Origin of the sequence: Streptomyces marokkonensis (assembly GCF_008312835.1) — a bacterium.
GTDB lineage: Bacteria > Actinomycetota > Actinomycetes > Streptomycetales > Streptomycetaceae > Streptomyces > Streptomyces marokkonensis_A.
In genome coordinates, this window is the sequence record NZ_VSKS01000009.1 from 55179 (window position 1) to 80277 (window position 25099).

Genomic DNA, 25099 nt, shown 5'->3' on the forward strand with positions numbered 1-25099 from the left:
TCTCCTTGCGTCAGCCCCGGGTCACTTCGCCGAGCCGTTGTCGTCGAGCAGCTTCCTGTACCAGTCGCGCAGTCCGTCGCCGCCCCTGCTCTTCCAGTCGGACACGGCCTGCTGCACGTCGCTGATCTTCTTGCGGCCGCGCACCACGTCGTCCTCGAGCTGCTCGAAGTCGTCGGCGAGGTTGGACCAGCGGTTGGGCTCGGTGACGGTGAGACCGAAGAAGGAGGACTTCCTGGTGAAGGCGCCCATGCGCTGCTGCCACTCGACCATCCCCTTCGTGACCTCCGGGAGGTCGGGGTAGGCGATGTAGGGGGCCGGGTTGCCGGTGTAGTCGTAGGCGCCGTTGACCTCGTTGACGCCCTGCTGGGTCTTGACCGGCAGACCGTCCTCGAACTCGTAGTCGGTGCCCTCGACGCCGTAGGCGGTGAGCATGAACTCCTTGGTGCCGTAGGGAGCGGCGCAGAAGTTGCAGAGGGCGAGGAAGTCCTTGATCTGCTGCTCGGTCGCCTTCTTGGAGACGAACGTGAAGATGTTGGCCGGCTGGACCGCCCACAGCGTCGGGTCGCCGCCGTCGGGGCCGAAGATGTCGAACGCCTCCATCTCGAAGTCGGCGTTCTGCGTGCGCTGTTCGGCGGTCTTGCCCCACCAGTCGGAGATGTTCTGGTTGTAGACCAGCACCTCGCCGGCGGTGAAGCGGTTGCCCGCGTTGCCGCCCGCCTTGCCCTGGACCGCGTCGGGGTGGACCACCTCGGCGGCGTAGAGCTTGCGGGTCCACTCCAGGGCCTCGAGGTACTGCTCGGTCTCGACGCGGTTGACCAGCTTGTCGCCCTCCAGGTTCCACCAGAGCGCCTTGTCGCTGCCGGAGAGGACGCCGAAGATGTTGAACGCCGTCCACTTCATGTCGTCGCAGGCCCACAGCTTGGACTTGGCGTCGGTGGCCTCCTTGGCCCAGGACAGGAACGCGTCGGGGCTCTTCGGGACGTCGTAGCCCTTCTTGGCGAAGAGGTCCTTGCGGTACAGGGGCGCGATGTCGGTGACGTACGGGGCGGGCATCGGGACGCCCCGGAGCTGTCCGCCGAAGATGCCGCGCTGCCAGGCCTCGGTGGGGACGGCCGCGAGGTTGGGGTAGGCCTTGACCTTGTCACCGGCGAGGTAGGGGCCGAGGTCGGCGAACTTGGCGTTGACGGCGCTGGGGATGCGGCCCATCAGGTTCCAGCCGGGGACCACCACGACGTCCGGGATGTCGCTGGAGGCGAGGACCGCGCCGAGCTTCTGGTCGTAGGTGACGCCGTCCTGGTTCTGCCAGGTGACCTGGACGCCCGCGGCCTTGTTCATCGCCGTGTAGTACGGGTTGTCGCCCTTGGGCGGGGTGCCCCAGAACGGGGACATGATCTTCAGCTTGCCGCCGCTGCCCAGCGTCTTCGGCACCGAGGTCTTCAGCTCGGCCGTCGGTATCGCCTTGGTGAAGCCGGCCGCCGATCCGTTCTTCGCCGGGATGTCCGGGGTGACGACGCCCGACGCCACGAACGCCGGGAGGAGCTTCTCGGCGTCCTTGCCGGAGGTGGTGCCCTCCTTGCGGCCCTCCTGCTCACCTCCGCAGGCGGCGAGCAGCGGAATCCCTCCGGCCACCGCCGCGGTGGCGACCGCGGTGGAGGCGAGGAAGCTTCTCCGGCTGGGTCCGGAGGAGTGGGAGGCGTTCGGCGTCATTGCGTCAACCCTTCATGGCGCACCAGGACACCCGGCAGGTGGCCGTCGGCTGCGGTGTCTTCAGTGGAACTGGCTGAGCCGAAGCGGTCGTCCGGCGTCGGCTGTGCCGCAGAGGGCGGACCTCGCTGTCGAAGCGCTTCGATGTTGCTGCGAGGTTAAGTGAACACCCAGGGGCACACAAGGGTCACTTCCAAGATTCCTCGGTTACCTGCGCCGGCCTGAGGCGGGTGCAGCATCCATGGTGCGGCGGAGAAGCGTCCGACCGATGCGCACGGATCCCTTGACACCCACCCCTGCCTCGAATGAGCATCGAAGCGCTTCGAAAGCGCCTCGCCGCTCCATCCCGAGGGGAACCCGACGTGACCGCACAAACGCCGCCCGCACTGCCCTTCCGCGATACGGACCTGCCGTTCGCGAAGCGCATCGACGACCTTCTGTCGCGGCTCACCCTCGAGGAGAAGACCGGGTTCCTGCACCAGTTCGCGCCTGCCGTGGAGCGTCTGGGCGTCGCCGCCTTCCGCACCGGCCAGGAGGCCCTGCACGGCGTCGCCTGGATGGGCCCGGCGACGGTGTTCCCCCAGGCCGTCGGCCTGGGCGCGACCTGGAACCAGGAGCTGGTGCGCCGGGTGGGCGAGGCGGTGTCCCGGGAGACGCGCGCGATGCGCGTCCGGGACGAGCGCGTCGGCCTCAACGTCTGGTCCCCGACCGTCAACCTGCTGCGCCACCCGCTGTGGGGCCGCAACGAGGAGGGCTACTCGGAGGACCCGCGACTCACGTCGGCGATCGCCACCGCCTACACGCACGGCCTGCGCGGCGACCACCCGGTGTACTGGCGCACGGCGCCCGTGCTCAAGCACTGGCTGGCGCACAACAACGAGACGGACCGCGACACCTCCTCCAGCTCCGTGCGCCCGCGCGTGCTGCACGAGTACGACCTGCGCGCCTTCCGGGAGACGGTCGAGGCGGGCGCGGTGGCCGGGGTGATGCCGGCGTACAACCTGGTCAACGGCCGCCCCAACCACGTGTCGCCGTACCTGCGCGAGCAGTTGCGCACCTGGACCGAGCAGGACCTGCTGGTCTGCTCGGACGCCGGCGCGCCCTCCAACCTGGTCGACTCCGAGCACTACTTCGACACCCACGAGGAGGCCACGGCGGCGGCGCTGCGGGCCGGTGTCGACAGCTTCACCGACCACGGCACGGACGGTTCGACGATCGTCGGGCGGGTGCGGGGCGCGCTCGAGCGGGGCCTGCTGACGGAGGCCGACATCGACGCGGCCGTCCGCCGCCAGCTCTCGGTGCGGTTCCGGCTCGGCGAGTTCGACCCGGGAGCGGACCCCTACTCCGGGGAACAGGCCTTCGACACCCCGGAGCACCGGGCGCTCGCGCGGGAGGCAGCCGAGCAGGCGATCGTCCTGCTCAAGAACGACGCCCTGCTGCCGCTCGCGCCGGACTCCCGCGTCGCGGTCGTCGGGCTGCTCGCCGACGAGTGCAAGCTCGACTGGTACAGCGGCAGCCTGATCCACCGCTCCACCCCGCTGGAGGGTCTCCACGAGCGGTTCGGCGCCGACCGCGTGGAGTTCGCCGAAGGGGTGGACCGCGTGCTGCTGAAGACCTCCTCCGGTGCGTTCCTGCACGTGCCGGCCGCGCCCGACGCCCCCGGGACGGCGCGCGGCGCCGAGGGCGCCCTCGACCCGGCGCTGCTCGCGGGCCGTACCGATCTGCCGCCGCTCACCGCCGGGGCGGCCGGCACCGAACTCGCCCTGGCCGACTGGGGCGAGGGCGTGCTCACCCTGCGGGCGCCCGACGGCCGCTACCTCTCGGTCGCCGAGGACGGGTACGTGCGCGCCTCCGCCGACCAGCCGGGCGGCTGGATCGTGCAGGAGACGTTCCGGCTGGAACCGCACGGGGACGGTCACCTCCTCCGGCATGTGGGAACGGGACGCCATGTGCAGGTCGCCGCCGACGGCGTGAAGGTTGCCGAGGAGGATCCCGAGGTCTTCGAGCTGGTCGTCGTCGAGCGCGGGCAGGACGCGGTGACACGCGCCGCGGCCCGGGCCGACGTGGTCGTGGTGGTCGCGGGCAACGACCCGCACATCAACGGCCGCGAGACCGAGGACCGTACGACGCTGCGGCTGCCCGCCCAGCAGGAGCGGCTGCTGCGCACCGCCCGCGCCGCCAACCCGAACACGGTGCTGGTGCTGGTCTCCGCCTACCCGTACGCGGTCGACCCCGCGGACCTGCCGGCGATGCTGTGGACCGCGCACGGCGGCCAGGCCGCGGGCACCGCCCTGGCCCGCGTGCTCGCCGGTGACGTCTCCCCCGCCGGCCGGCTTCCGCAGACCTGGTACGCCGACGACGCCGGCCTGCCGGACCTCCTGGACTACGACGTGATCGGCGCCAGGCAGACCTATCTGTACTTCGAGGGCACACCGCTGTTCCCGTTCGGACACGGCCGGTCGTACGCGTCCTTCTCCTACGGGGAAGTGACGGCCCGGGTCGCCGATGCCCGGGTGCGTGTCGGGTTCGCCGTCACCAACACCGGTGACCGCACGGCCGACGAGGTGCCCCAGCTCTACACGCGGGCCGTGGACCCGTCCGTCCCGCGTCCGCGCCGCGAGCTGCTGGCCCACCGGCGGGTGACGCTGGCGCCCGGGGAGACGGCCGAGCTGTCCTTCGTGGTGCCGCTGTCCGCCTTCGCGTTCTGGGACGTGGCGGCCGGCCGGTGGCGGGTGGAGCCGGGGGCGTACGAGCTGCTGGCCGGCGCCTCCAGCGAGGACGTGCGCGCCCGGACCACCGTCACGCTGGAGGGCGAGCCCGCCGTCCCGCGTCCGGTCCTCGAACGCGGCCTGGACGCCGCCGACTTCGACGAGCAGAGCGGCACCGAGATCGTCGACCGGACGCGGACGGCGGGCGACGCCGTGACCCCCGTCGCGGACGGGGAGGGCGAACTCCTCTTCCGGAGCTGCGACTTCGGCGCCGGGGCGGGGGAGGTGACGGTGGAGGTGTCCGGCGGGGGCACGGTCGAGCTGGTCCTCGACGCGGGCCCGCCGCTCGCCGCGCTGACGCCGGAGGTGCCCACCTCGGGGCCGTACGACTACACCACGCTCCGTGCGTCCTTCGCCGCCGTCGAGGGCGTGCACGACGTACGGCTCCGGCTGCGCGGCCCGCTGCGGCTCGCGCGGGCCGGCTTCTCCGGTTGAGGGTCCGGACGCGGCCGGCACGAAGAAGGGCCCGGCACCGGGACGTCCGGTGCCGGGCCCCCGTGCGTCCGCCTACAGGGCGAGGCCGGTGAGGACCAGCACGCGCTCGTAGGTGTAGTCCTCCATCGCGAACCGCACGCCCTCGCGGCCCACGCCGGACTGCTTGGCGCCGCCGTACGGCATCTGGTCGGCGCGGTAGGAGGGCACGTCGCCGACGACGACACCGCCGACCTCCAGGGCGCGGTGGGCCCGGAAGGCGGTCTGCAGGTCGTGGGTGAACACGCCCGCCTGGAGGCCGTACTTGGAGTCGTTGACGGCGGCGAAGGCCGCGTCCTCGCCGTCCACCCTCTGCACGGTCAGCACGGGCCCGAAGACCTCCTCGCAGGAGATCGTCACATCGGCCGGCACGTCGGTCAGCACGGTCGGCGCGTAGGAGGCGCCGTCGCGCTTGCCGCCGGTGAGGAGGCTGGCGCCCGCCTCCACGGCTTCCTGCACCCACGCCTCGACGCGCTGCGCGGCGTCCTCGCTGACCAGCGGGCCGACGTCGGTCGCGTCGTCGTTCGGGTCACCGGTGACCTGCGCCTCGACGGCGGCGACGATGCGCGGCAGCAGCCGGTCGTACACCGACGCGTCGGCGATCACGCGCTGCACCGAGATGCAGGACTGGCCGCCCTGGTAGTTGGAGAAGGTCGCGATGCGTTCGGCGGCCCGGTCCAGGTCCTCGTCGCTCGCCCAGTCGGCGAGGACGACGGCCGCGCCGTTGCCGCCGAGCTCCAGGGTGCAGTGCTTGCGCGGCACCGAGTCCATGATCGCGTAGCCGACCTTCTCCGAGCCGGTGAAGGAGATCACCGGCAGCCGCTCGTCCTGGACGAGGGCGGGCATGCGGTCGTTGGGGACCGGGAGGATGCTCCAGGAACCGGCGGGCAGCCCGGTCTCGGCGAGCAGCTCGCCGAGGATCAGCCCGGACAGGGGTGTGGCGGGCGCCGGCTTCAGGACGATCGGGGCACCGGCGGCGATCGCCGGGGCGATCTTGTGGGCGCACAGGTTCAGCGGGAAGTTGAACGGCGCGATGCCGAGGACGACGCCCTTGGGGAAGCGGCGGGTGAACGCGAGCCGCCCCTGGCCGCCCGCGTCGGTGTCCAGGCGCTGGGTTTCGCCGCCGTTGAAGCGACGGGCCTCCTCCGAGGCGAAGCGGAACACGGAGACGGCACGCCCGACCTCGCCGCGGGCCCACTTCATCGGCTTGCCGTTCTCGGCGGAGATCAGCCGGGCGATCTCCTCGGTCCGCTCGGCGAGGCGCCGGCTGACGTGGTCCAGGGCGGCGGCCCGGACGTGGGCGGGAGTGGCGGCGAACTCGTCCCGTACGGCGTACGCGGCGGCCACGGCCTCCTCGACCTGGGCCTCGGACGGCACGCTCACCGTGCCGACGACCCGGCCGTCCCAGGGGGAGGTGACGTCGAAGGCGGCCTCGCCGGTGGCCTGGCGGCCGGCGAGCCAGAAGGCGTGGGTGGAAGTCATGTGGAGTCCCGGCCCTTCCGCGTAGGGGGTGTACGTGGGTTTCTGGGTCCACGGTAGGTGCGCGCCGCCGGGCGGGCGTTTGTCCGGTGCGTACGGGTGCCGGACGGGAGTGTGCCGCATCGGCGCAAAGGGCTCGGGCGCCGGTGGACGCCGGTCCGCGGCCCGCTCCGCGAGGCGCCCGATGATCCGGACCGCGGGCGCCGTTCAGCCGTTCTCGGACGCCGTGGCCTTGAGGGCGAGCCACAGCTCCATGCGGACGTCCGGGTCGTCCAGGGAGCGGCCGAGGATCTCCTCGACCCGGCGCATGCGGTAGCGCAGGGTGTGGCGGTGGACGCCGAGGTCGGCGGCCGCGGCGTCCCACTGGCCGTGCCGGGAGAGCCAGGCGCGCAGGGAGGCGACGAGGTCGCCGCGGCCGGTGGCGTCGTGCTCGCGCAGCGCGCGCAGCAGCCCGTCGGCGAACGCCCGGACCGCGTCGTCGGCGAGCAGCGGCAGCACGGACCCCGCCGCCAGGTGCTCGTGCTCGACCAGCACCCTGCCCCTGCGCCGGGCCACCGAGAGCGCCTGTTCGGCCTGCTTGTACGCGGCGGAGGCGGCGGTCGGACCGGCCGGCGCCGACAGACCGACCACCAGGTCGTCGTCGGTCTTGCGGGCCGCCTCCCGCGCGGCGGCGTGGTCGCAGCAGGCGGACGCGGCGGCGCCCCCGTCGGCCGCGAGGACGACCAGCCGCTCCCCCTCCGGCACGACCAGGACGGCCTCGCCGGAGCGGGCGGCGGCGGCCTCCGCGGTCTCGGCGAGGGCGCCGAGGGCGTCCCCGTCCGCCTCCCCGCTCCCGACGGCGACGATGATCCGGAACGGCGCGTCGAGGAGGTTGCCGTACAGGTCCCCGGCGACCGCGCGGGCGTGGTCCGGCTCCCCGGCGAGCAGCATGCGCAGCACGGCGGCGCCGATGCGCTGTTCGGCGGCGTGCAGCGAGCGGGAGCGTTCCGTGGTGAGGGTGAGCAGGGCGATGGCGGAGTGGACGGCGTACCGCTCGGCGGTGCCGAGGGCCGCGGCCGTGCCGACGGCGAGCGCCGCGCGGGGGCGCCTGCCGGTGCCGAGGGAGTGCAGTTCCACCCGGTCCTCGTGCTCCGGTCCCGCCACCACCGAGGAGGCGGGCGCGGGGCGCTCGCGCAGCCGGGTCACGTCCGGGGTGAGCCGGGCGGCGCGCCGGCCGGCCCAGTCCGGTGCCGTGGCGACGACGGCGCCCGAGGCGTCGTAGAGCGCGGCCCACCCGTCGACCTGGGCGGCGAGGGCGGCGAGCAGGCCCTCCGGGCCGTCGCTCAGCGTCTGCTTCGTCAGTTCCCGCTGGGCGGCGAAGCCAGCGGTCACCGCGCGGTACTGGTCGGCGGCGATGGCGGCGGACACGGCCTTGCTGATCGCCAGGAACGGGGTGCGGCGCGGCACCTCCAGCAGCGGCAGGCCCTCCGCGCGCGCCGCCTCGACGAGGGCGTCGGGGATGTCCTCGTAGTGCACCCCGACGGCGAAGCCGAGCCCGACGACGCCCGCTCCCACCAGCCGCTTCACATACCGGCGCATCGCCTCCCGGTCCTCCGCGTCGAGCTTGAGCGCGGTGATCAGCAGCAGCTCCCCGCCCTCCATGTACGGCACGGGGTCGGCGAGTTCACTGGCGTGCGCCCAGCGCACGGGCACGTCGAGGCGGTCCTCGCCCGCGCGCACGGTCAGTTTGAGCGCGGAGTGGTGGACGAGCGAGGCGAGCGTCGGGGGCATCGGGGCCTTGAGCCTTCGGTCTGCGACGGATGGGTGAGAGCGCGGTGATCTTTTGGCCGCGGCGTATGAACGACCTGTGTCGATTCTGCCTCACCGTACGGTCACCGGCTGCCCCGGCAGCTCACCCCCGCAGGTTCACCAGCAGCGGGGGCGCGTGCTCGCCCTTGACGTCCGTCAACGACAGCACGGCGTGCCCCGCGGGCACCGCGTGCGCGAGTTCGGAGGCCGACCAGCGCTCCCGCTCGACCTGCCGCACGGTGACCGCGTCCGTCGTGACCGCCTTGCCCGTCACCAGCTTGCGCAGCGCGTGCAGGGCACGGGTCATCGGCTGGTCGGCGAAGACCGTGTGCTTGGCGACCTCCGTCGTCTCCACCCACTCGGTGCCCCACGTCTGCGCGAACCGGTTGCCGTCCCAGGTGGTCACCCCGGAGAACGCCATGCGGCAGCCCACGGCTCCGTAGAGCGGGCCGTGCAGCGCCTCGGGGACGTCGGCGACGGTGCGCAGGGCGAGCAGTACGCCCGCGTTCTGCGAACGCAGCCGCTGGATGCGGCGCACCGATTCCGCGGTGACCGTACCGGTCGCGTCGTCCAGGACCAGGCAGGCGAAGTGCGTACGCCGCCCGTCCTTCACGACGGCGTGGAACTGCGCGAGGACCAGCCGGGTGATCAGGCGGCAGGCCTCCTCGTGCCCGCGCTCGGGCAGGTCGATCCGTACCCGCAGGGGGTGGTGGGCGACCGCGCGCAGGGAGAACGGCCGGACGGTGCCGCCACCGCCGAAGAAGTCCGCGAAGACCGGCCGGTTCAGCAGGGCCAGCCGGTCGGCGAGGGTCCGGCCCGTGTCGCCCGGCGTGCCCGTCTGCCGGGCGCGCGCGTCGAGTTCACGGCGCATGACGTCGTCCCCGCTCGCGACGAGCGCCTCCCGCAGCGGTGTCAGCGCCCCCTCCTCGCCCTCCAGCAGCTCGCGCAGCTCCGGCAGGGTGGGGAAACGGCCGTGCACCGCCCGGAACGGGCCGAGCAGCTGCGCCAGCGTCGTGGCGGCGCTCTGCGTGCCGACCGCGTCGAGGTCGCCCGCCAGCGCCTCGGCGAGGACGGCGGCCGCCTCGTCCGGATCGTCGGACTCGGCGTACGGGTCGAGGTCGTGCACCGAGGAGGCGTCACCGATCCGCACGATCACGTCGAAGGCGTCGTCCGTGCCGAGCGGGCTACCGGCGGCGGAGACGGCGACCACGGCACAGCGCCCGGCGAGCGCCTGCAGGGCGAGCGCCTCGGTCACCGGCTCGACGAGGGAGCGGGTCTTGCCGGATCCGGACGGTCCGACGGCGAGCAGGGACGTGCCGAGCACATCCGGGCCGAGGGCCGCCCCGGCGCCGCGGTACGGCTGCGGGGTGCGTTCGGCCGCGACCCAGCTCCCGATCCGCACCTGCTCGGAGAGCAGGTCGTGGAGGGCGGTCCGGCGCGGCAGGTCCCGGGCTCCGGAGGGGTGGGTCCAGGCCGCGCCCGCCTGCCGCAGGACGGTGTCGCGGAAGGCGGTCGGCGTGCCGGCGCGCCGGGCGAGGGCGAAGGCGTGCTCGACGCGGGTGCAGTCGACGTCGTTCATGCGGCCGCCGGCCACCTCGGCGGTGAGCAGGTCCGCGGCCTCCTGCTGGCCCGCTTCGCGCAGGGCCGGCCACTGGGAGCGGGGACGGTCGGGCCCCGGGGCGCCGGGAGCGGCGTCGCTCCGGCGCGCGGAGAGGACCTGCTTCGCGTACGGCACCCAGGCGCCGAGGCGGGCGAACGGCCACACCACCAGCAGCGTGACGACCGCGTACAGCGTGTTCGTGAAGAAGGAGGAGGCCATCAGCTCGTAACCGTCCGTGACCAGCACGGCCAGGGAGAGCAGCGGATCGACGACCGGTGCCGGTGACCATCCGACGAGCGGGAAGGCGTCGGGAAAGACGAAGCTCAGGACGACCAGGGCGAGGAGGCCGGCGATCAGGGCACGGGCCGGCTGCGGCCTGCGGGCCACGTAGTGGCGGACGATGGCGCGCCAGCTGCCCAGCACGGCCACCGCGACGGCCAGCACGGCGAAGGAGACACCCTCGTAGACCACCAGGGCTTCCGCCCCCGGGGAGGGCACCGCCTGCCCCTCGAACACCTTGGGTGAGGCGACGGTGCCGGCCCACCACCAGTCGTCCGGGGTGAAGGCCCGCAGGGGGGCCATCTGGTACGAGGTGACGCCGCGCTGCCAGAGCGACCAGACGAGTGCCGCGAGGGCGAGCGGGACCAGCATGCCGGCGAGCGTCACCGGTGCGAGCTTTTCCGGGGCCTGCTTCGGCGGGTGGTAGCCGTGGCGCCAGATCCCCGGGCGGGCGGCCGGCCTCGCCGCGTCGAGCCAGGCGGCGACGGCGGACGCGGGGCGGGGAGCCCGGTCGGGTGCGGGTGGTACGCCGGGGGCGCGGCTCGGTCGAGGCGGCGCCGTCGGTCCGTCCGGTGGTCCCGCCGGGCGCGGTACGGGGTGGGCATGCGTGCCCCGTGCGTCCTGGGTACCGTCGCTGTCCATCGCCCTTGCCCCCTGAGCAGCCGCTCCATACGCCATCAGCGAGTCAATCTAACGCCCCGACAGACGGAGTCCACCGCTTACACGGCCGTCCTCACGCCGCGGCTCACCGTGAACGCGGGTGAGGGAGACCCACCCCGCTATGTCCACCACGGACAACGGCGGACCCCGGACAACGCCCACATGGAGCATGCCCAGCCCTCTCCGGCCGCCCTAGCCTGCGAGAAAAGAACATAGAAGCGTCCGTTACACCCCCCCAGGAGCCCCGCATGACCGCACTTCCGCAGGAGCGCCGCGTCGTCACCGCCATCCCCGGCCCGAAGTCGCAGGAGCTGCAGGCCCGCCGTACCGCCGCGGTCGCGCAGGGCGTGGGCTCCGTGCTGCCCGTGTTCACCGCGCGTGCGGGCGGCGGGATCATCGAGGACGTCGACGGCAACCGGCTGATCGACTTCGGCTCCGGCATCGCCGTGACCTCCGTCGGCGCCTCGGCCGAGGCCGTCGTACGCCGGGCCTCCGCCCAGCTCGCCGACTTCACGCACACCTGTTTCATGGTCACGCCGTACGAGGGCTACGTGGCCGTCGCCGAGGCGCTCGCGGAGCTGACCCCGGGCGACCACGCCAAGAAGTCCGCGCTGTTCAACAGCGGCGCCGAGGCCGTCGAGAACGCCGTCAAGATCGCGCGTGCGTACACCAGGCGGCAGGCGGTCGTCGTCTTCGACCACGGTTACCACGGCCGCACCAACCTCACCATGGCGCTGACCGCGAAGAACATGCCGTACAAGCACGGCTTCGGCCCGTTCGCGCCCGAGGTGTACCGCGTCCCGGTCGCCTACGGCTACCGCTGGCCGACCGGCCCCGGGAACGCCGGCCCCGAGGCCGCCGCCCAGGCCATCGACCAGATGTCCAAGCAGGTGGGCGCGGACAACATCGCCGCGATCATCATCGAGCCGGTGCTCGGCGAGGGCGGCTTCATCGAGCCGGCCAAGGGCTTCCTGCCCGCGATCAGCGAGTTCGCCCGGGACAACGGCATCGTCTTCGTCGCCGACGAGATCCAGTCCGGCTTCTGCCGCACCGGCCAGTGGTTCGCCTGCGAGGACGAGGGCATCGTCCCCGACCTGATCACCACGGCGAAGGGCATCGCCGGCGGTCTGCCGCTGGCCGCCGTCACCGGCCGCGCGGAAATCATGGACGCCGCGCACGCGGGCGGCCTCGGCGGCACCTACGGCGGCAACCCCGTCGCCTGCGCGGGCGCGCTCGGCGCCATCGAGACGATGAAGGAGCTCGACCTCAACGCCAGGGCGAAGAACATCGAGACGGTCATGAAGACCCGCCTCACCGCCATGGCCGAGAAGTTCGACATCGTCGGCGACGTCCGCGGCCGCGGCGCGATGATCGCCATCGAGCTGGTGAAGGACCGCGCCACCAAGGAGCCGAACCCGGAGGCGACCGCCGCGCTGGCCAAGGCCTGCCACCAGGAGGGCCTGCTGGTCCTGACCTGTGGCACGTACGGCAACGTCCTGCGCTTCCTGCCCCCGCTGGTCATCGGCGAGGACCTGCTGAGCGAGGGCCTGGACATCATCGAGCAGGCGTTCGCGCGCATCTGAGCCGGCATCGGGGCAGGTGAGCCGCCTGCCCCGGGCCGCCGGGCCGGCGAGCGGCAGAGCGTGTGAAGAACGTGTGCGGGGTGGATGTCAGGTGCCCGTTGGCCCTGTCGCGGGGCCACCCCCTGCCGTAGGTTTCTACCCGGATGAGAGATACACCCCGCCCACAGGGGACTGTGGGCGGATCGGGCCGAGGCCTCCCCAGCTTCGACCTGGCCGTGCCCTCGCGCACACACAACCGGGGCCTCGAAGGCTCCGGGTCTCCTCATGATCGGACGGTCGCCCGCCCCAAACCCCCCGGGGCGCGCGACGTTCCGGTCCGGACGGCCGTCCGGGCACCACACACGGCACGCCGTTCCCCGAAGGGCCGACGCACACCCCCCCTTGCGCCGGCCCTTCGGCGTTCACGCGCCGGGTTCCGAGCCGGTGACACGGGCCAGCAGGACGCGGGCCTCCCGGATGCGGGGGTGGGCCGGATGCAGGTGGTGCTCGCAGTCGGCCAGCGCGCGGCGCGCCACGTCCTCCGCCTCGTCGCGGCGCCCCAGACCGTGCAGGGCCTCGGCCGTGACCAGGTCCAGGCGTCCGCTGTCCTTGCGGGACCGGTGCGGCGTACGCCCCCGGGCCTCGGACAGGGCCTCCTCGTACCGGCCCTGTCCGTTCAGGCTGCGCACCAGCGTGGCGTGCAGAGGGGCCAGCGAGGGTTCCTCCGCGCGGGGGAGGTTGCCGCGCGCGATCTCCTCCGCCTCCTCGAAACGGCCCTGCCCGCACAGCGCTCCGGCCAGGTTCTCCAAGGCGCTCAGCTCCAGCTTCCACAGGGGGGTGACATGAGCGAGGCGGGTGATCTCACGGAGGACGCCCAGTGCCTCGGTCTCGGCCTCCCCGTAGCGCTCCAGGCCGACGAGGACCGCCGTGCGGTTGTTGCGTACCACCAGCCGCAGTACGTGCACCTCCGCGTTGACCGGCTCCAGCTCGGCGATCAGCGTCTCCAGCTCGCCCAGCACCTCCGCCCCGCGCCCGTGCGCGACGGCCACCCCCGTGGCCAGGGTCCTGGCCTGCCACCCGGACAGGGGCCGCTTGCGCCGGGCGGACCGCGGAGCGGCGGCGAGCGCTCGCGCCGTGGCCTCGACCTCCTCGTACTCGCCCGCCCGGTAGCGGAGTTCGAGCCGGGCGAAGAGCTCTCGCCGTGCGCTGTCCCGTGTCGTTCGTATGCGCTTCACGGGCGGTGAGGCTACGTGATCGCGGACCTGCGAAGCTGGGCGGCATGCTGCTGCTCGGACCGCCCGTCGTCCTCTTCGCGCTGATCACCTGGCAGGTCGTCGCCGACGGTCCCCTGGTGGCCGCCGACGAGCGGCTGAGCAGGGCGCTCGTGCATCCGGACCAGGCCTCCGAACTGCTCGCCGACCTGGGCAACGTGCAGGTCGCCGTGCCGGTCCTGGTGATGGCGCTGGCGTACGTCGCGTGGCACGGGCGTGCCACGGGCGCGGACCGATGGTGGCTGCCGCCCGCCGCCGGAGCCCTGGCGATGGCGCTGGTGCCGGTGCTGGTCGCGCCGCTGAAGGAGTGGACCGACCGCCCGGGCACCCCGGCCGTGCCCCCGGCGGTCGGCTACTACCCCTCCGGCCACACCGCCACCGCCGTCGTGGCGTACGGCGCGGCGACACTGCTGCTCCTGCCGCTGCTGCGGTCGCCTGCCGTGCGCCGTGGACTGGTCGTGCTCTGTGGCGCCCTGGTCCTGGGCGCCTCGTACGGTCTGGTGCGCCGGGGCTACCACTGGCCGCTGGACGTGGCGGCCAGTTGGTGCCTCGGCGCGGTGCTGCTGACCGGTCCGTGGCTGGTCGTCAGCCGAAGTAGGCGTCGAAGGTCCGCTGGAACTCCCAGCCGCCGAACCGGTCCCAGTTGACCGACCAGGTCATCAGTCCGCGCAGGGCCGGCCAGGTGCCGTGCGTCGCGTACGAGCCGCAGTTCGTCCGCTTGGTCAGGCAGTCCAGGGTCCTGGTGACCTCGGCCGGGGAGACGTGGCCGTTGCCCGCGTTGGCCGTGGCCGGCATGCCGATGGCGACCTGGTCGGCGCGCAGCGGCGGGAAGACGTTGTTCGCGTCGCCCGCGACCGGGAAGCCGGTGAGCAGCATGTCGGTCATCGCGATGTGGAAGTCGGCGCCGCCCATGGAGTGGTACTGGTCGTCCAGGCCCATGATCGGGCCGGAGTTGTAGTCCTGGACGTGCAGCAGGGTCAGGTCGTCGCGCAGCGCGTGGATGACCGGGAGGTACGCGCCCGCCCTCGGGTCCTGGCCGCCCCACTTTCCGGTGCCGTAGTACTGGTAGCCGAGCTGGACGAAGAAGGTCTCCGGGGCCATCGTCAGCACGAAGTCGTCGCCGTACCTCGCCTTGAGGGTCTTCAGTGCGGAGATCAGGTTGACGATCACCGGGGTCCTGGGGTTCTTGAAGTCCGTGTCGTCGGCGTTCAGGGAGAGCGAGTGGCCCTCGAAGTCGATGTCCAGGCCGTCGAGTCCGTACTCGTCGATGATCTTCGAGACGGAGGTGACGAACATGTCGCGGGCCGCGGTGGTGGTGAGCCGCACCTGGCCGTTCTGACCTCCGATGGAGATCAGCACCTTCTTCCCGGCCGCCTGCTTGGCCTCGATGGCCGCCTTGAACTCGGCGTCGCTCTCCACGCCCGGGCACTCCGAGGCGGGACAGCGGTCGAAGCGGATGTCGCCGGAGGTGACGGTGGTCGGCTCGCCGAAGGCCAGGTCGATGACGTCCCAGCTGTCGGGGACGTCGGCGAGACGGGTGTAGCCGGAGCCGTTGGCGAAGCTCGCGTGGAGGTAGCCGACCAGCGCGTGGGGCGGGAGGCCGGAGGGGCCGCCGCCCGAGTCGGGTTCACCCGTCGTGGCGGTCACGGTGGCCGAACGGGCCGACTCCCCGGCGTCGTTCACGGCCGCGACCTGGAAGGCGTACGCGGTCCTCGGCGACAGTCCGGAGACGGTGGTTGAAGTGCCGCTGACGCCGGCGACCTTGGTGCCGTCGCGGTAGACCGCGTACCCGGTGGCGTCCGCGGCCGGCGACCAGGACAGGGCCACGCTGGTCGAGGTGACGGTGCCCGCCCTGAGACCGGTGGGCGGGGCGGGCGGCCGGCCGCTCTCGCCGCCGGGGCCGACCAGGGTGATGTCGTCGGCGTGATAGGCGCCGGTGCCGTACCAGCCGTGGGTGTGGATCGTGACGCGGGTGGTGGAGGGGCCGGTGCGGAAGGTGGTGGTGAGCTGCTGCCAGTCGGGGGCGGACTGGGTCCAGGTGGAGACGTCGGTGGTGCCGGTGCCGCTCGCACCCAGGTGGACGTAGCTGCCGCGGACCTGGCCGGAGAGCGTGTACGAGGAGTCCGGTTTCACGGTGACGGTCTGCGAGCAGCGGGCGTTGTCGGCACCGGCCGGGGTCGCCTTGAGCGCGGAACCGCCGCTGTGCACAGGTGAGTTCACGGTCGTGCCGGCCGTACAGCTCCAGCCGTCGAGGCCGGCTTCGAAGCCGCCGTTCCTGGCGAGGTCCGCGTCGGCCGCGCCGGCGGGCGACGAGAGCGCGGTCATTCCGGTCGCGGCGAGGGCGGTGGCGGCGAGCAACGCGACGAGGGGCCGGCGCGCGAGAGGCCTGGGGCGGTCCACGAGGGCCTCCGGGCATGGGGGGATGGGAGGAGTGGAGCGCGCTCAATTTGGTCCAGACCAATTCGGTTGTCAAGCCCCCGCGCGTCCTAGCTGTCGAAGCCGAGGCCCAGCCTGTCCATCGTCCGCAGCCACAGGTTGCGCCGCCCGCCCTGGGCGTCCGCCCTGGCCAGCGACCACTTGGTGAGGGCGATGCCGGTCCAGGCGAACGGCTCCGGCGGGAACGGCAGCGGCTTCCTGCGCACCATCTCCAGCTCCGTGCGCTCGGTCCGCTCCCCCGCCAGCAGGTCCAGCATCACCTCGGCCCCGAAACGGGTGGCGCCGACGCCGAGCCCCGTGTAGCCCGCCGCGTACGCCACCTTCCCCGCGTGCGCCGTGCCGAAGAACGCCGAGAAGCGCGAGCAGGTGTCGATCGCGCCGCCCCAGGCGTGGGTGAAGCGCACACCCTCGAGCTGCGGGAAGCAGGTGAAGAAGTGACCGGCGAGCTTGGCGTAGGTCTCCGGACGGTCGTCGTACTCGGCGCGCACCCGGCCGCCGTACGGATAGACCGCGTCGTAACCGCCCCACAGGATCCGGTTGTCGGCGGACAGCCGGAAGTAGTGGAACTGGTTGGCGCTGTCCCCGAGTCCCTGGCGGTTCTTCCAGCCGACCGACGCCAGTTGGTCCGCCGTCAGCGGCTCCGTCATCAGGGCGTAGTCGTACACCGGGACGGTGTAGGCGCGGACCCGCCGGACCAGACTGGGGAAGATGTTGGTGCCGAGCGCCACCGCACGGGCGCGGATCTGCCCGTAGGGGGTGCGTACGGCCATGCCGGCGCCGTACGGCTTCAGGGTGAGGGCGGGGGTGTGCTCGTACACGCGCACACCGAGGTCGCGGCACGCCCGCTTCAGTCCCCAGGCGAGCCTGGCCGGGTGGAGCATCGCCACGCCCCGGCGGTCGTGGAGGCCGGCCAGGAAGGTCGGGGAGTTCACCTGGTCCCGTACGGCCTCGGTGTCCAGGTACTCGATGCCGTCGGCGAGGCCCTTGGCCCGGATCTCCTCGTACCAGTCCTTCAGCTCGCGGGCCTGGTACGGCTCGGTGGCGACGTCGATCTCACCGGTGCGTTCGAAGTCGCAGTCGATCGAGTGGCGGGCGACCGTCTCCTCGATGGCGTCGAGGTTGCGGGCGCCCAGCCGCTGAAGGGTGTGGATCTCGTCCGGCCAGCGGGTCAGTCCGTTGGGCAGGCCGTGGGTGAGGGAGGCGGCGCAGAACCCGCCGTTGCGGCCCGAGGCGGCCCAGCCCACCTCGCGGCCCTCCACCAGCACGACGTCCCGTGAGGGGTCGCGCTCCTTGGCGATCAGCGCGGTCCACAGTCCGCTGTAGCCGCCGCCGACGACCAGCAGGTCGCAGGTCTCGGCGCCGGTGAGGGCGGGCTCGGGGCCGGGCCTGCCGGGGTCGTCCAGCCAGTAGGCGACCGGCTGGGCTTCGGAAAGGGATCTCGTCCAACGGCTCATGGCGCTCGGGGCCATGATTTCAACTCCCTACAGGGGACTGCGGAGGTGTTTCTATGCCTTCTGACGGTTGCGGCGCTTGCCGACGATCATGGAGACCAGCACCAGCGTCACGGCGATGACGAACATGGCCGTACCGATGACATTGATCTGTACGGGGGTTCCGCGCTGCGCGGAGCCCCAGACGAACATCGGGAAGGTGACGGTCGAACCGGCGTTGAAGTTGGTGATGATGAAGTCGTCGAAGGAGAGCGCGAAGGCGAGGAGCGCGCCCGCCGCGATGCCGGGGGCGGCGATCGGCAGCGTCACCCGGAGGAACGTCTGGACCGGGCCGGCGTACAGGTCCTGTGCGGCCTGCTCGAGCCGGGGGTCCATCGACATCACGCGGGCCTTCACGGCGACCACGACGAAGCTGAGACAGAACATGATGTGGGCGATGAGGATCGTCCAGAAGCCGAGCTGGGCACCCATGTTGAGGAACAGGGTGAGCAGCGAGGCCGCCATGACCACCTCGGGCATCGCCATCGGCAGGAAGATCAGCGAGTTCACGGCGCCGCGGGCGCGGAAGCGGTAGCGGACCAGCGCGAAGGCGATCATCGTGCCGAGGAGGGTGGCGCCGAGCGTCGCCCACAGCGCGATCTGGAGGCTGAGCGACAGCGAGGCGCACAGGCCCGACACACCGCAGGGGTCCTGCCAGGCCTCGGTGGAGAACTCCTGCCACGTGTAGTTGAAACGCCCCGTCGGGTTGTTGAAGGAGAACACGGTGACGACGACGTTCGGCAGGAGGAGATACGCGAGCGTCAGCAGTCCCGCGATGACGACGAGGTGGCGCCTGAGCCAGTTGACGAAGGTCATTTAAACCAGATCCTCCGTTCCGGACTTGCGGATGTAGAGCGTGACGATGACGAGGATCGCGGCCATCAGGATGAACGAGAGCGCCGCGGCCGTCGGGTAGTCGAGGATCCGGAGGAACTGCGACTGGATGACGTTGCCGACCATGCGGGTGTCGGTGGAGCCGAGCAGGTCGGAGTTGATGTAGTCGCCGGACGCCGGGATGAAGGTCAGCAGCGTGCCGGAGACCACGCCCGGCATCGACAGCGGGAAGGTGACCCGGCGGAAGGTGGTCGACGGCTTGGCGTAGAGGTCGTTCGCCGCTTCGTGCAGCCGGGGATCGATGCGCTCCAGCGAGGTGTAGAGCGGAAGGATCATGAACGGCAGGAAGTTGTAGGTCAGACCGCAGACGACCGCGAGCGGGGTGGCGAGCACCCGGTCGCCGGCGGTCCAGCCGAGCCATGCCGTGACGTCCAGGACGTGCAGGGTGTTCAGGGCGTCGACCACCGGCCCACCGTCCGCGAGGATCGTCTTCCAGGCGAGGGTGCGGATCAGGAAGCTGGTGAAGAACGGCGCGATCACCAGGATCATGATCAGGTTCCGCCAGCGTCCCGCGCGGAAGGCGATCAGATACGCGAGCGGGTAACCGAGCAGCAGGCACAGCACGGTCGCGGAGGCCGCGTAGAGCACCGAGCGGACGAACTGCGGCCAGTACTCGGACAGCGCGTCCCAGTAGGTGGCGAAGTGCCAGGTGACCTTGTAGCCCTCCTCGAGGGAGCCCGTCTGCACGGACGTGGAGGCCTGGTAGATCACGGGCAGCGCGAAGAAGACGACCAGCCAGAGCAGGCCGGGCAGCAGCAGCCAGTACGGCGTCCAGCGGCCCCGCTTGCGCGGGGGTTTCCGTTCCGGGGCCGGCGCCAGGGGTGGCGCCTCGGTGACCGCGGCCATCAGGCGACCTCTTCCTCGACGGTCTCCACACCCGCGGAGCCCACTGTCCCAGCAAGCAGGGACTGCGCCGCGTCCAGGCCGAAGGTGTGCGCCGGGTTCCAGTGCAGGACCACCTCGGCGCCGGGCCGCAGCCGGCCGTCGCGGTCGATGTTCTGGACGTAGACCTCGAAGTCGGAGCAGACCGGGCTGTCGACGACGAACTGCGTGGACACGCCGATGAAGCTCGAGTCGGCGATCCGGCCGGTGATCCGGTTGCGGCCCTCGGGTATCTCGCCGGCGTCGTCGGCGTGGGTGAGGGAGATCTTCTCCGGGCGCACACCGACCAGGACCTTGCCGCCGGTGGTAGTGGGCGCGCTGTTGCGGGCCCCGGGCAGGATCAGCTTGCCGCCGCCCGCCCTCAGCACGATCTCGTCGCCGGAGGCCGAGTCGACCTCGGCCTCGATGAAGTTGGAGGTGCCGAGGAAGTTGGCGACGAAGGTGGTGCGCGGGTTCTCGTAGAGGTCGGCGGGAGCGCCGAGCTGCTCGACCCGGCCGGCGTTCATCACGGCGACCGTGTCGGCCATGGTCATGGCCTCCTCCTGGTCGTGCGTGACGTGCACGAAGGTGATGCCGACCTCGGTCTGGATGCGCTTGAGCTCGAGCTGCATCTGGCGGCGCAGCTTCAGGTCGAGGGCGCCGAGCGGCTCGTCCAGCAGCAGCACCTTGGGGTGGTTGATCAGCGCGCGGGCCACCGCGACGCGCTGCTGCTGGCCGCCGGAGAGCTGGTGTGGCTTCTTGCGGGCCTGCTCGCCGAGCTGGACCAGCTCCAGCATCTCCTCGACCTGCTTCCTGACGCTCTTGATGCCGCGCCGGCGCAGACCGAAGGCGACGTTCTCGAAGATGTCGAGGTGCGGGAAGAGGGCGTAGGACTGGAAGACCGTGTTCACCGGCCGCTTGTACGGCGGGAGCGCGGTGACGTCCTGGTCGCCGAGGTGGACGGTGCCGGCGGTGGGCTCCTCCAGGCCGGCGATCATGCGCAGGGTGGTGGTCTTGCCGCAGCCGGAGGCGCCCAGCAGGGCGAAGAAGGAGCCCTGCGGAACGGTCAGGTCGAGCGGGTGCACGGCGGTGAAGGAGCCGTACGTCTTGCTGATGCCGGTGAGGCGGACGTCCCCGCCGTTGCCGGCCGCGCTGGTGTCTTTGGTCGTCTTCATCTCGTCACGCCCCAGTGAGCTTCGCGAACTTCTCTTCGAATGCCGTTTCTTCCTCGGAGCTCAGGGAGCGGAAGGCACGGGACTTGGCCTGCATGGCCTTGTCGGGGAGGATCAGCGGGTTGTTCGCCGCGTCCTCGTCGATCTTGGCGAGGTCGTCCTTCACTCCGTCGACCGGACAGACGAAGTTGATGTAGGCGGCGAGCTCGGCGGCCGGCTGCGGCTCGAAGTAGTAGTCGATCAGCCGCTCGGCGTTCGTCTTGTGCCGGGCCTTGTTGGGGACCAGCAGGTTGTCGCTCGACGTCATGTAGCCGCTGTCCGGGATCAGGAACTCGATGTCCGGGTTGTCCGCCTTCAGCTGGACGACGTCACCGGCCCAGGCGAGGCACGCGGCGAAGTCGCCCTTGGCGAGGTCGGCGGTGTAGTCGTTGCCGGTGAAGCGGCGGACCTGCCCCTTGTCGACGGCCTTCTGCAGCCGGGCGATCGCCGCGTCGTAGTCGTCGGCGGAGAACTTCGCCGGGTCCTTGTCCATGTCGAGCAGGGTCATGCCGACGGTGTCGCGCATCTCGGTGAGGAGGCCGACGCGGCCCTTCAGCTTCGCGTTGTCCAGCAGGTCGGAGAGGGTCCTCACCTCGACGCCGTCGAGCGCCTTCTTGTTGTAGGCGATGACCGTGGAGATGCCCTGCCAGGGGTAGGAGTAGGCGCGGCCCGGGTCCCAGTCGGGGTTGCGGAACTGGGCGGACAGGTTGGTGAAGGCGTTCGGGAGGTTGGACGGGTCCAGTTTCTGCACCCAGCCGAGCCGGATCAGGCGGGCGGCGAGCCAGTCGGTGAGGACGATGATGTCGCGGCCGGTGTCCTGGCCGGCGGCGAGCTGCGGCTTGATCTTGCCGAAGAACTCGGTGTTGTCGTTGATGTCCTCGGTGTACTTGACCTTGATGCCGGTGCGCCGGGTGAACGCGTCCAGCGTGGGGTGCTTGCGCCCGCTGTCGTCGACGTCCATGTACTCGGTCCAGTTGGAGAAGCTGACGGTCTTCTCCTCCTTCGAGTGGTCCTCCGCCGAGACGCCGCCCTGCGTGTTTCCGGCGGCGGGGATGCCACAGGCGCTCAGCGCGCCGAGTCCGCCCACCGCGAGCGCACCGCCCGCGGAGGCGCGCAGCAGGGAACGGCGGGTCAGTGCCGCCCTGCCGGTGCGGAAACTGCGCCGTACGGCGGCCTCCTGGGCCGGCGAGAGGCGGTCGGGCTCGTACTGCTCCATGCGCGTGGTGCCCTTTCGGGAGGTTGGCCGCGGTCGGGCGGCCTGGCTGCTATCGGTCCCCGAAGACGGTGCGGTGCCAGTCCTTGCGGACCACCGCGGTGTTGTCGAACATGACGTGCTTGATCTGGGTGTATTCCTCGAACGAGTACGAGGACATGTCCTTGCCGGAGCCGGACGCCTTGTAGCCGCCGTGCGGCATCTCGCTGATGATCGGGATGTGGTCGTTGATCCACACGCACCCCGCCTTGATCTCGCGGGTGGCCCGGCCCGTGCGGTACACGTCCCGGCTCCAGGCGGAGGCGGCGAGCCCGTAGGGCGTGTCGTTGGCCAGCGCGATGCCCTCGTCGTCGGTGTCGAAGGGCAGGACGACCAGCACCGGACCGAAGATCTCGGACTGCACGACCTCGCTGTCCTGCGCCGCGTCGGCGATGAGCGTGGGGCGATAGTACGCGCCGTCCGCCAGCTCGCCCAGGGGTGTCTCGCCACCGGTCACCACGCGCGCGTAGGCACGCGCCCGGTCGACGAAGCCGGCCACGCGGTCGCGCTGGACGTGCGAGATCAGCGGACCGAGGTCGGTGCCGGGGGCGAAGGGGTCACCGAGCCGGACGGTGTCCATCAGGGCGGCGGTGCGCTCGACGAACGCCTCGTAGAGCGGGCGCTGCACGTACGCGCGCGTGGCGGCCGTGCAGTCCTGCCCGGTGTTGATGAGCGCGCCCGCCACGGCGCCGTTGACGGCGGCGTCGAGGTCGGCGTCGTCGAAGACGACGAAGGGGGCCTTGCCGCCGAGCTCCAGGTGGATGCGTTTGACGGTGGCGGTGGCGATCTCGGCGACCCGCTTGCCGACGGCGGTGGAGCCGGTGAAGGAGGTCATGGCCACGTCGGGGTGGCCGACCAGGTGCTCGCCGGCCTCCCTGCCGGTGCCGGTGACGATGTTGATCACACCGTCCGGGATCCCGGCGTCGGTGGCGGCCCGCGCGAAGAGCAGCGAGGTCAGGGGGGTGAGCTCGGCGGGCTTGAGGACGATGGTGTTGCCCGCGGCGATCGCCGGGAGGATCTTCCATGCGGCCATCTGGAGTGGATAGTTCCAGGGGGTGATGGAGCCCACGACGCCGATGGGCTCGCGGCGCACGTAGGAGGTGTGGTCGCCGGAGTACTCGCCCGCCGACTGGCCCTGGAGGTGGCGGGCGGCGCCGGCGAAGAAGGTGATGTTGTCGATCGTGCCCGGGACGTCGAACTCGCGGCTCAGCTTCAGGGGCTTGCCGCACTGCAGCGACTCGGCACGGGCGAAGTCCTCCGCACGGTCGGCGACGACGGCGGCGAACCGGTGCAGGGCGTCGGAACGCTCACCCGGGGTGGCGCCGGCCCAGGCCGGGAAGGCCTCCCGCGCGGCGGCGACGGCCGCGTCGACGTCGTCGGTGCCGGCGAGTTCGTACGTGTACGCCTCCGCGCCGGTGGCCGGGTCGACTACCGCGTGGGTACGGCCCGAGGTGCCCTTCGCCGGACGGCCCGCGATGAACTGCGCACCCTCCGCGAACCGGTCCTGGGCGGGAAATCGTTCCGGGGTGGTGTTGCCCGGGTTGTGCATGTCGCTCTCCTCCGTGTCCCCGAGGGGGGCGGCGTGGCTCCAGCTCGATTTGAGTGCCGATCCTGACAGAGCGATGGGACTCCAACAAGTGATTCCGTTGTTGCCTTTTGGTTACGCGACGGAATCTGTCGACCAGGTGTCGAGTTGCCACGGAAAAGGCAGGACGGACTGTCAGTGGTCCCTGCCAGACTCGCGTGCATGGAAGGGATCACGGGGGCGATGGACTCACGAGAGGCGCTGGTCGAGGCGCTGAGGGCCGGGGCGCGGGTCGAGTACCTGCACTTCTGGGGGCACCGGCCGTTGCCCGGCGGCCGGATCGGGGCGAGCTGTCTCAGTCAGTGGTGGCCGTCGCCGTTCACGGTGGACGGCGTGGAGTACGCGACCGCGGAGCACTGGATGATGGCGGCCAAGGCCCGGCTGTTCGCGGATGCCGAGGGGGAGCGGCGGGTGCTGGCCGCAGGGCATCCCTCGGAGGCGAAGAAGGCGGGACGGCTGGTGCGGGGCTTCGACGAGGCGATCTGGCGCCGGGAGCGGTTCGGCATCGTCGTCGAGGGCGGGGTGCACAAGTTCGCGGCGCACGACGGCCTGCGGGCTTTCCTGCTGAACACCGGCGAAAGAGTGCTGGTCGAGGCGAGTCCGGTGGACCGGGTGTGGGGCATCGGCCTCGCCGCCGGCGACGAGGGGGCGGCGGACCCGGAGCGGTGGCGGGGACCGAACCTGCTGGGCTTCGCGCTGATGGAGGCGCGCAGCCGGCTCCGGGCGGCGTCGGCGTCGGCTACGTGAGGAGGATGAAGGCTCCGAAGGCGATGCCCAGGGCGGCACCGACCGCGCCGCAGATGATCCCGGCCAGGGCCTGACCCGCGTTCGTGGCCTCGCCCCGGTGGGCCTTGCCCCGGCCGATCCCGCCGAAGATCACGGCCAGCACGCCCAGCAGGATGGCCACCGGCCAGACACAGAAGACGGCGGCCGAGATGATGCCGAGCACCAGTCCGGCCACGCCCAGTCCGTTGCTCGGCACCGGCGCCGTGCCCGTCCAGCCGGGGTACCCCTGCACCGGGGCACCGCCGTACCCGATGCCCGGATAGCCGTACGGGACCTGGCCCGGCCCCTCGGGGCCGATGGGCGGCGGCGGGACGGGCTCGCCCCCGACCGGGGGTGCGAACGGGTTGGCCGCGGGCAGGTGGACGGCGGGCGGCACGGGAGCGGGCGGCGCGGACGGGCCGGCCCACGGCTGGGTGTGCTGCTGGGGTGCGGTCGGGTGGCCGCCCATCGCCGGGAAGGACGTCACCGTCTGCTGGTCGTGGACGGACGGGGGCGTGGCGGAGGAGGGCACGGAGGGCGCGGCAGGAGCGGAGGGCGCGGACCACGGCCGGGGATCGCCGGCCACGACGGTCTCGCCCGAACCGCCCGGACCGCCCGCTCCCCGGCCACCGGCTCCGCGGCCACCGGCTCCGCGGCCGTCGGACCGCGGGCCGTCGGGACCGGGGCCCGACGCCGGGGTCCGGTCGGTGGGCGGCGCCCAGGGATCCGGGGTGCCCACGGGGGCCGGCGTCCCGGTGGTCCGCACGTCCACGAGGGAACCGTCCTGCGCCACCGCGTCCCGCGCACCGCCGTCGGCCGGTGCCGGCCACACGGCACCGGTGTGCGGGTCACCGGGCGGCGCACTCCCCGTGGTCCGCTCCCGCGGCTCCGGCGTCTGCGCGTCGTCGGCCATGCGCTGGGCCCCCTCCGTCGGACGTCCCGTCATGCTACGACCCGTGTCCGCCCCGCGCGCCCCCGGCCTACGATGATCCCCGCACACCGATCAGCCGATCACCCGCGTCC

At 72.1% G+C, this 25099-nt stretch carries 17 protein-coding genes; 4 read left to right on the plus strand and 13 right to left on the minus strand.

Annotation, left to right across the window (positions count from 1 at the left end; translation table 11 throughout):
• Positions 1–21 precede the first annotated feature (21 nt).
• On the minus strand, positions 22–1707 hold the full coding sequence (locus tag F1615_RS17250) for an extracellular solute-binding protein (protein ID WP_149549886.1): 1686 nt from the start codon (positions 1705–1707) through the stop codon (positions 22–24).
• Between the two features lie 359 nt (positions 1708–2066).
• Here F1615_RS17250 and F1615_RS17260 point away from each other — a divergent pair, with 359 nt between their 5' ends.
• Positions 2067–4907, plus strand: coding sequence for a glycoside hydrolase family 3 C-terminal domain-containing protein (locus F1615_RS17260; RefSeq protein WP_149549887.1), 2841 nt, complete (start codon positions 2067–2069; stop codon positions 4905–4907).
• A 72-nt stretch (positions 4908–4979) separates the two neighbouring features.
• Here the strand turns inward: F1615_RS17260 and F1615_RS17265 are convergent, their stop codons facing one another.
• The 3 genes from F1615_RS17265 to F1615_RS17275 form a co-directional block, all read right to left on the minus strand.
• The gene (locus F1615_RS17265; protein ID WP_149549888.1) at positions 4980–6425 is read right to left on the minus strand and encodes an aldehyde dehydrogenase family protein; all 1446 of its coding nucleotides are present in this window, start codon (positions 6423–6425) and stop codon (positions 4980–4982) included.
• Between the two features lie 204 nt (positions 6426–6629).
• A complete protein-coding gene (locus F1615_RS17270) occupies positions 6630–8192 on the minus strand; it encodes a PucR family transcriptional regulator (protein WP_149549889.1) in 1563 nt (520 codons plus the stop codon).
• 121 nt (positions 8193–8313) lie between these two features.
• Positions 8314–10731: an ATP/GTP-binding protein gene (locus F1615_RS17275; protein ID WP_149549890.1), complete on the minus strand. Its 2418-nt coding sequence runs from the start codon at positions 10729–10731 to the stop codon at positions 8314–8316.
• Positions 10732–10997: 266 nt separating this feature from the next.
• Between F1615_RS17275 and gabT the strand changes: the two genes are divergently transcribed.
• Entirely contained in the window at positions 10998–12332 is a 1335-nt protein-coding gene (gabT, locus tag F1615_RS17280; protein ID WP_149549891.1) for a 4-aminobutyrate--2-oxoglutarate transaminase, read from the plus strand.
• A gap of 401 nt (positions 12333–12733) precedes the next feature.
• Here gabT and F1615_RS17285 read toward each other — a convergent pair whose 3' ends face one another.
• Positions 12734–13546, minus strand: a complete 813-nt coding sequence (locus F1615_RS17285; RefSeq protein ID WP_149549892.1) for a tetratricopeptide repeat protein — start codon at positions 13544–13546, stop codon at positions 12734–12736.
• 44 nt (positions 13547–13590) lie between these two features.
• Here F1615_RS17285 and F1615_RS17290 point away from each other — a divergent pair, with 44 nt between their 5' ends.
• Entirely contained in the window at positions 13591–14229 is a 639-nt protein-coding gene (locus F1615_RS17290; protein ID WP_167533782.1) for a phosphatase PAP2 family protein, read from the plus strand.
• Here the strand turns inward: F1615_RS17290 and F1615_RS17295 are convergent.
• The 7 genes from F1615_RS17295 to F1615_RS17325 form a co-directional block, all read right to left on the minus strand.
• Positions 14168–15982 carry a chitinase gene (locus F1615_RS17295; protein ID WP_167533783.1) on the minus strand — a complete coding sequence of 605 codons (1815 nt, stop codon included), beginning with the start codon at positions 15980–15982 and terminating at the stop codon, positions 14168–14170. The two genes, F1615_RS17290 and F1615_RS17295, sit on opposite strands and share 62 nt — an antisense overlap.
• Before the next feature lie 86 nt (positions 15983–16068).
• Positions 16069–17487, minus strand: a complete 1419-nt coding sequence (locus F1615_RS17300) for an NAD(P)/FAD-dependent oxidoreductase (RefSeq protein ID WP_149549895.1) — start codon at positions 17485–17487, stop codon at positions 16069–16071.
• A gap of 36 nt (positions 17488–17523) precedes the next feature.
• Positions 17524–18324 carry an ABC transporter permease gene (locus F1615_RS17305; protein ID WP_149549896.1) on the minus strand — a complete coding sequence of 267 codons (801 nt, stop codon included), beginning with the start codon at positions 18322–18324 and terminating at the stop codon, positions 17524–17526.
• Positions 18325–19248 (minus strand): ABC transporter permease, encoded by a 924-nt coding sequence (locus tag F1615_RS17310; protein ID WP_149549897.1) that lies wholly within the window; start codon positions 19246–19248, stop codon positions 18325–18327.
• Positions 19248–20438 (minus strand): ABC transporter ATP-binding protein, encoded by a 1191-nt coding sequence (locus tag F1615_RS17315; protein ID WP_149549898.1) that lies wholly within the window; start codon positions 20436–20438, stop codon positions 19248–19250. The genes F1615_RS17310 and F1615_RS17315 overlap by 1 nt, the downstream gene beginning before the upstream one ends.
• 4 nt (positions 20439–20442) lie before the next feature.
• On the minus strand, positions 20443–21690 hold the full coding sequence (locus F1615_RS17320; protein WP_149549899.1) for a polyamine ABC transporter substrate-binding protein: 1248 nt from the start codon (positions 21688–21690) through the stop codon (positions 20443–20445).
• A 49-nt stretch (positions 21691–21739) separates the two neighbouring features.
• Entirely contained in the window at positions 21740–23275 is a 1536-nt protein-coding gene (locus F1615_RS17325) for a gamma-aminobutyraldehyde dehydrogenase (protein ID WP_149549900.1), read from the minus strand.
• 198 nt (positions 23276–23473) lie between these two features.
• Between F1615_RS17325 and F1615_RS17330 the strand changes: the two genes are divergently transcribed.
• Positions 23474–24058, plus strand: a complete 585-nt coding sequence (locus tag F1615_RS17330; protein ID WP_149549901.1) for an NADAR family protein — start codon at positions 23474–23476, stop codon at positions 24056–24058.
• Here the strand turns inward: F1615_RS17330 and F1615_RS35950 are convergent.
• The gene (locus tag F1615_RS35950; protein ID WP_208818341.1) at positions 24051–25022 is read right to left on the minus strand and encodes a DUF4190 domain-containing protein; all 972 of its coding nucleotides are present in this window, start codon (positions 25020–25022) and stop codon (positions 24051–24053) included. The two genes, F1615_RS17330 and F1615_RS35950, sit on opposite strands and share 8 nt — an antisense overlap.
• Positions 25023–25099 lie beyond the last annotated feature (77 nt).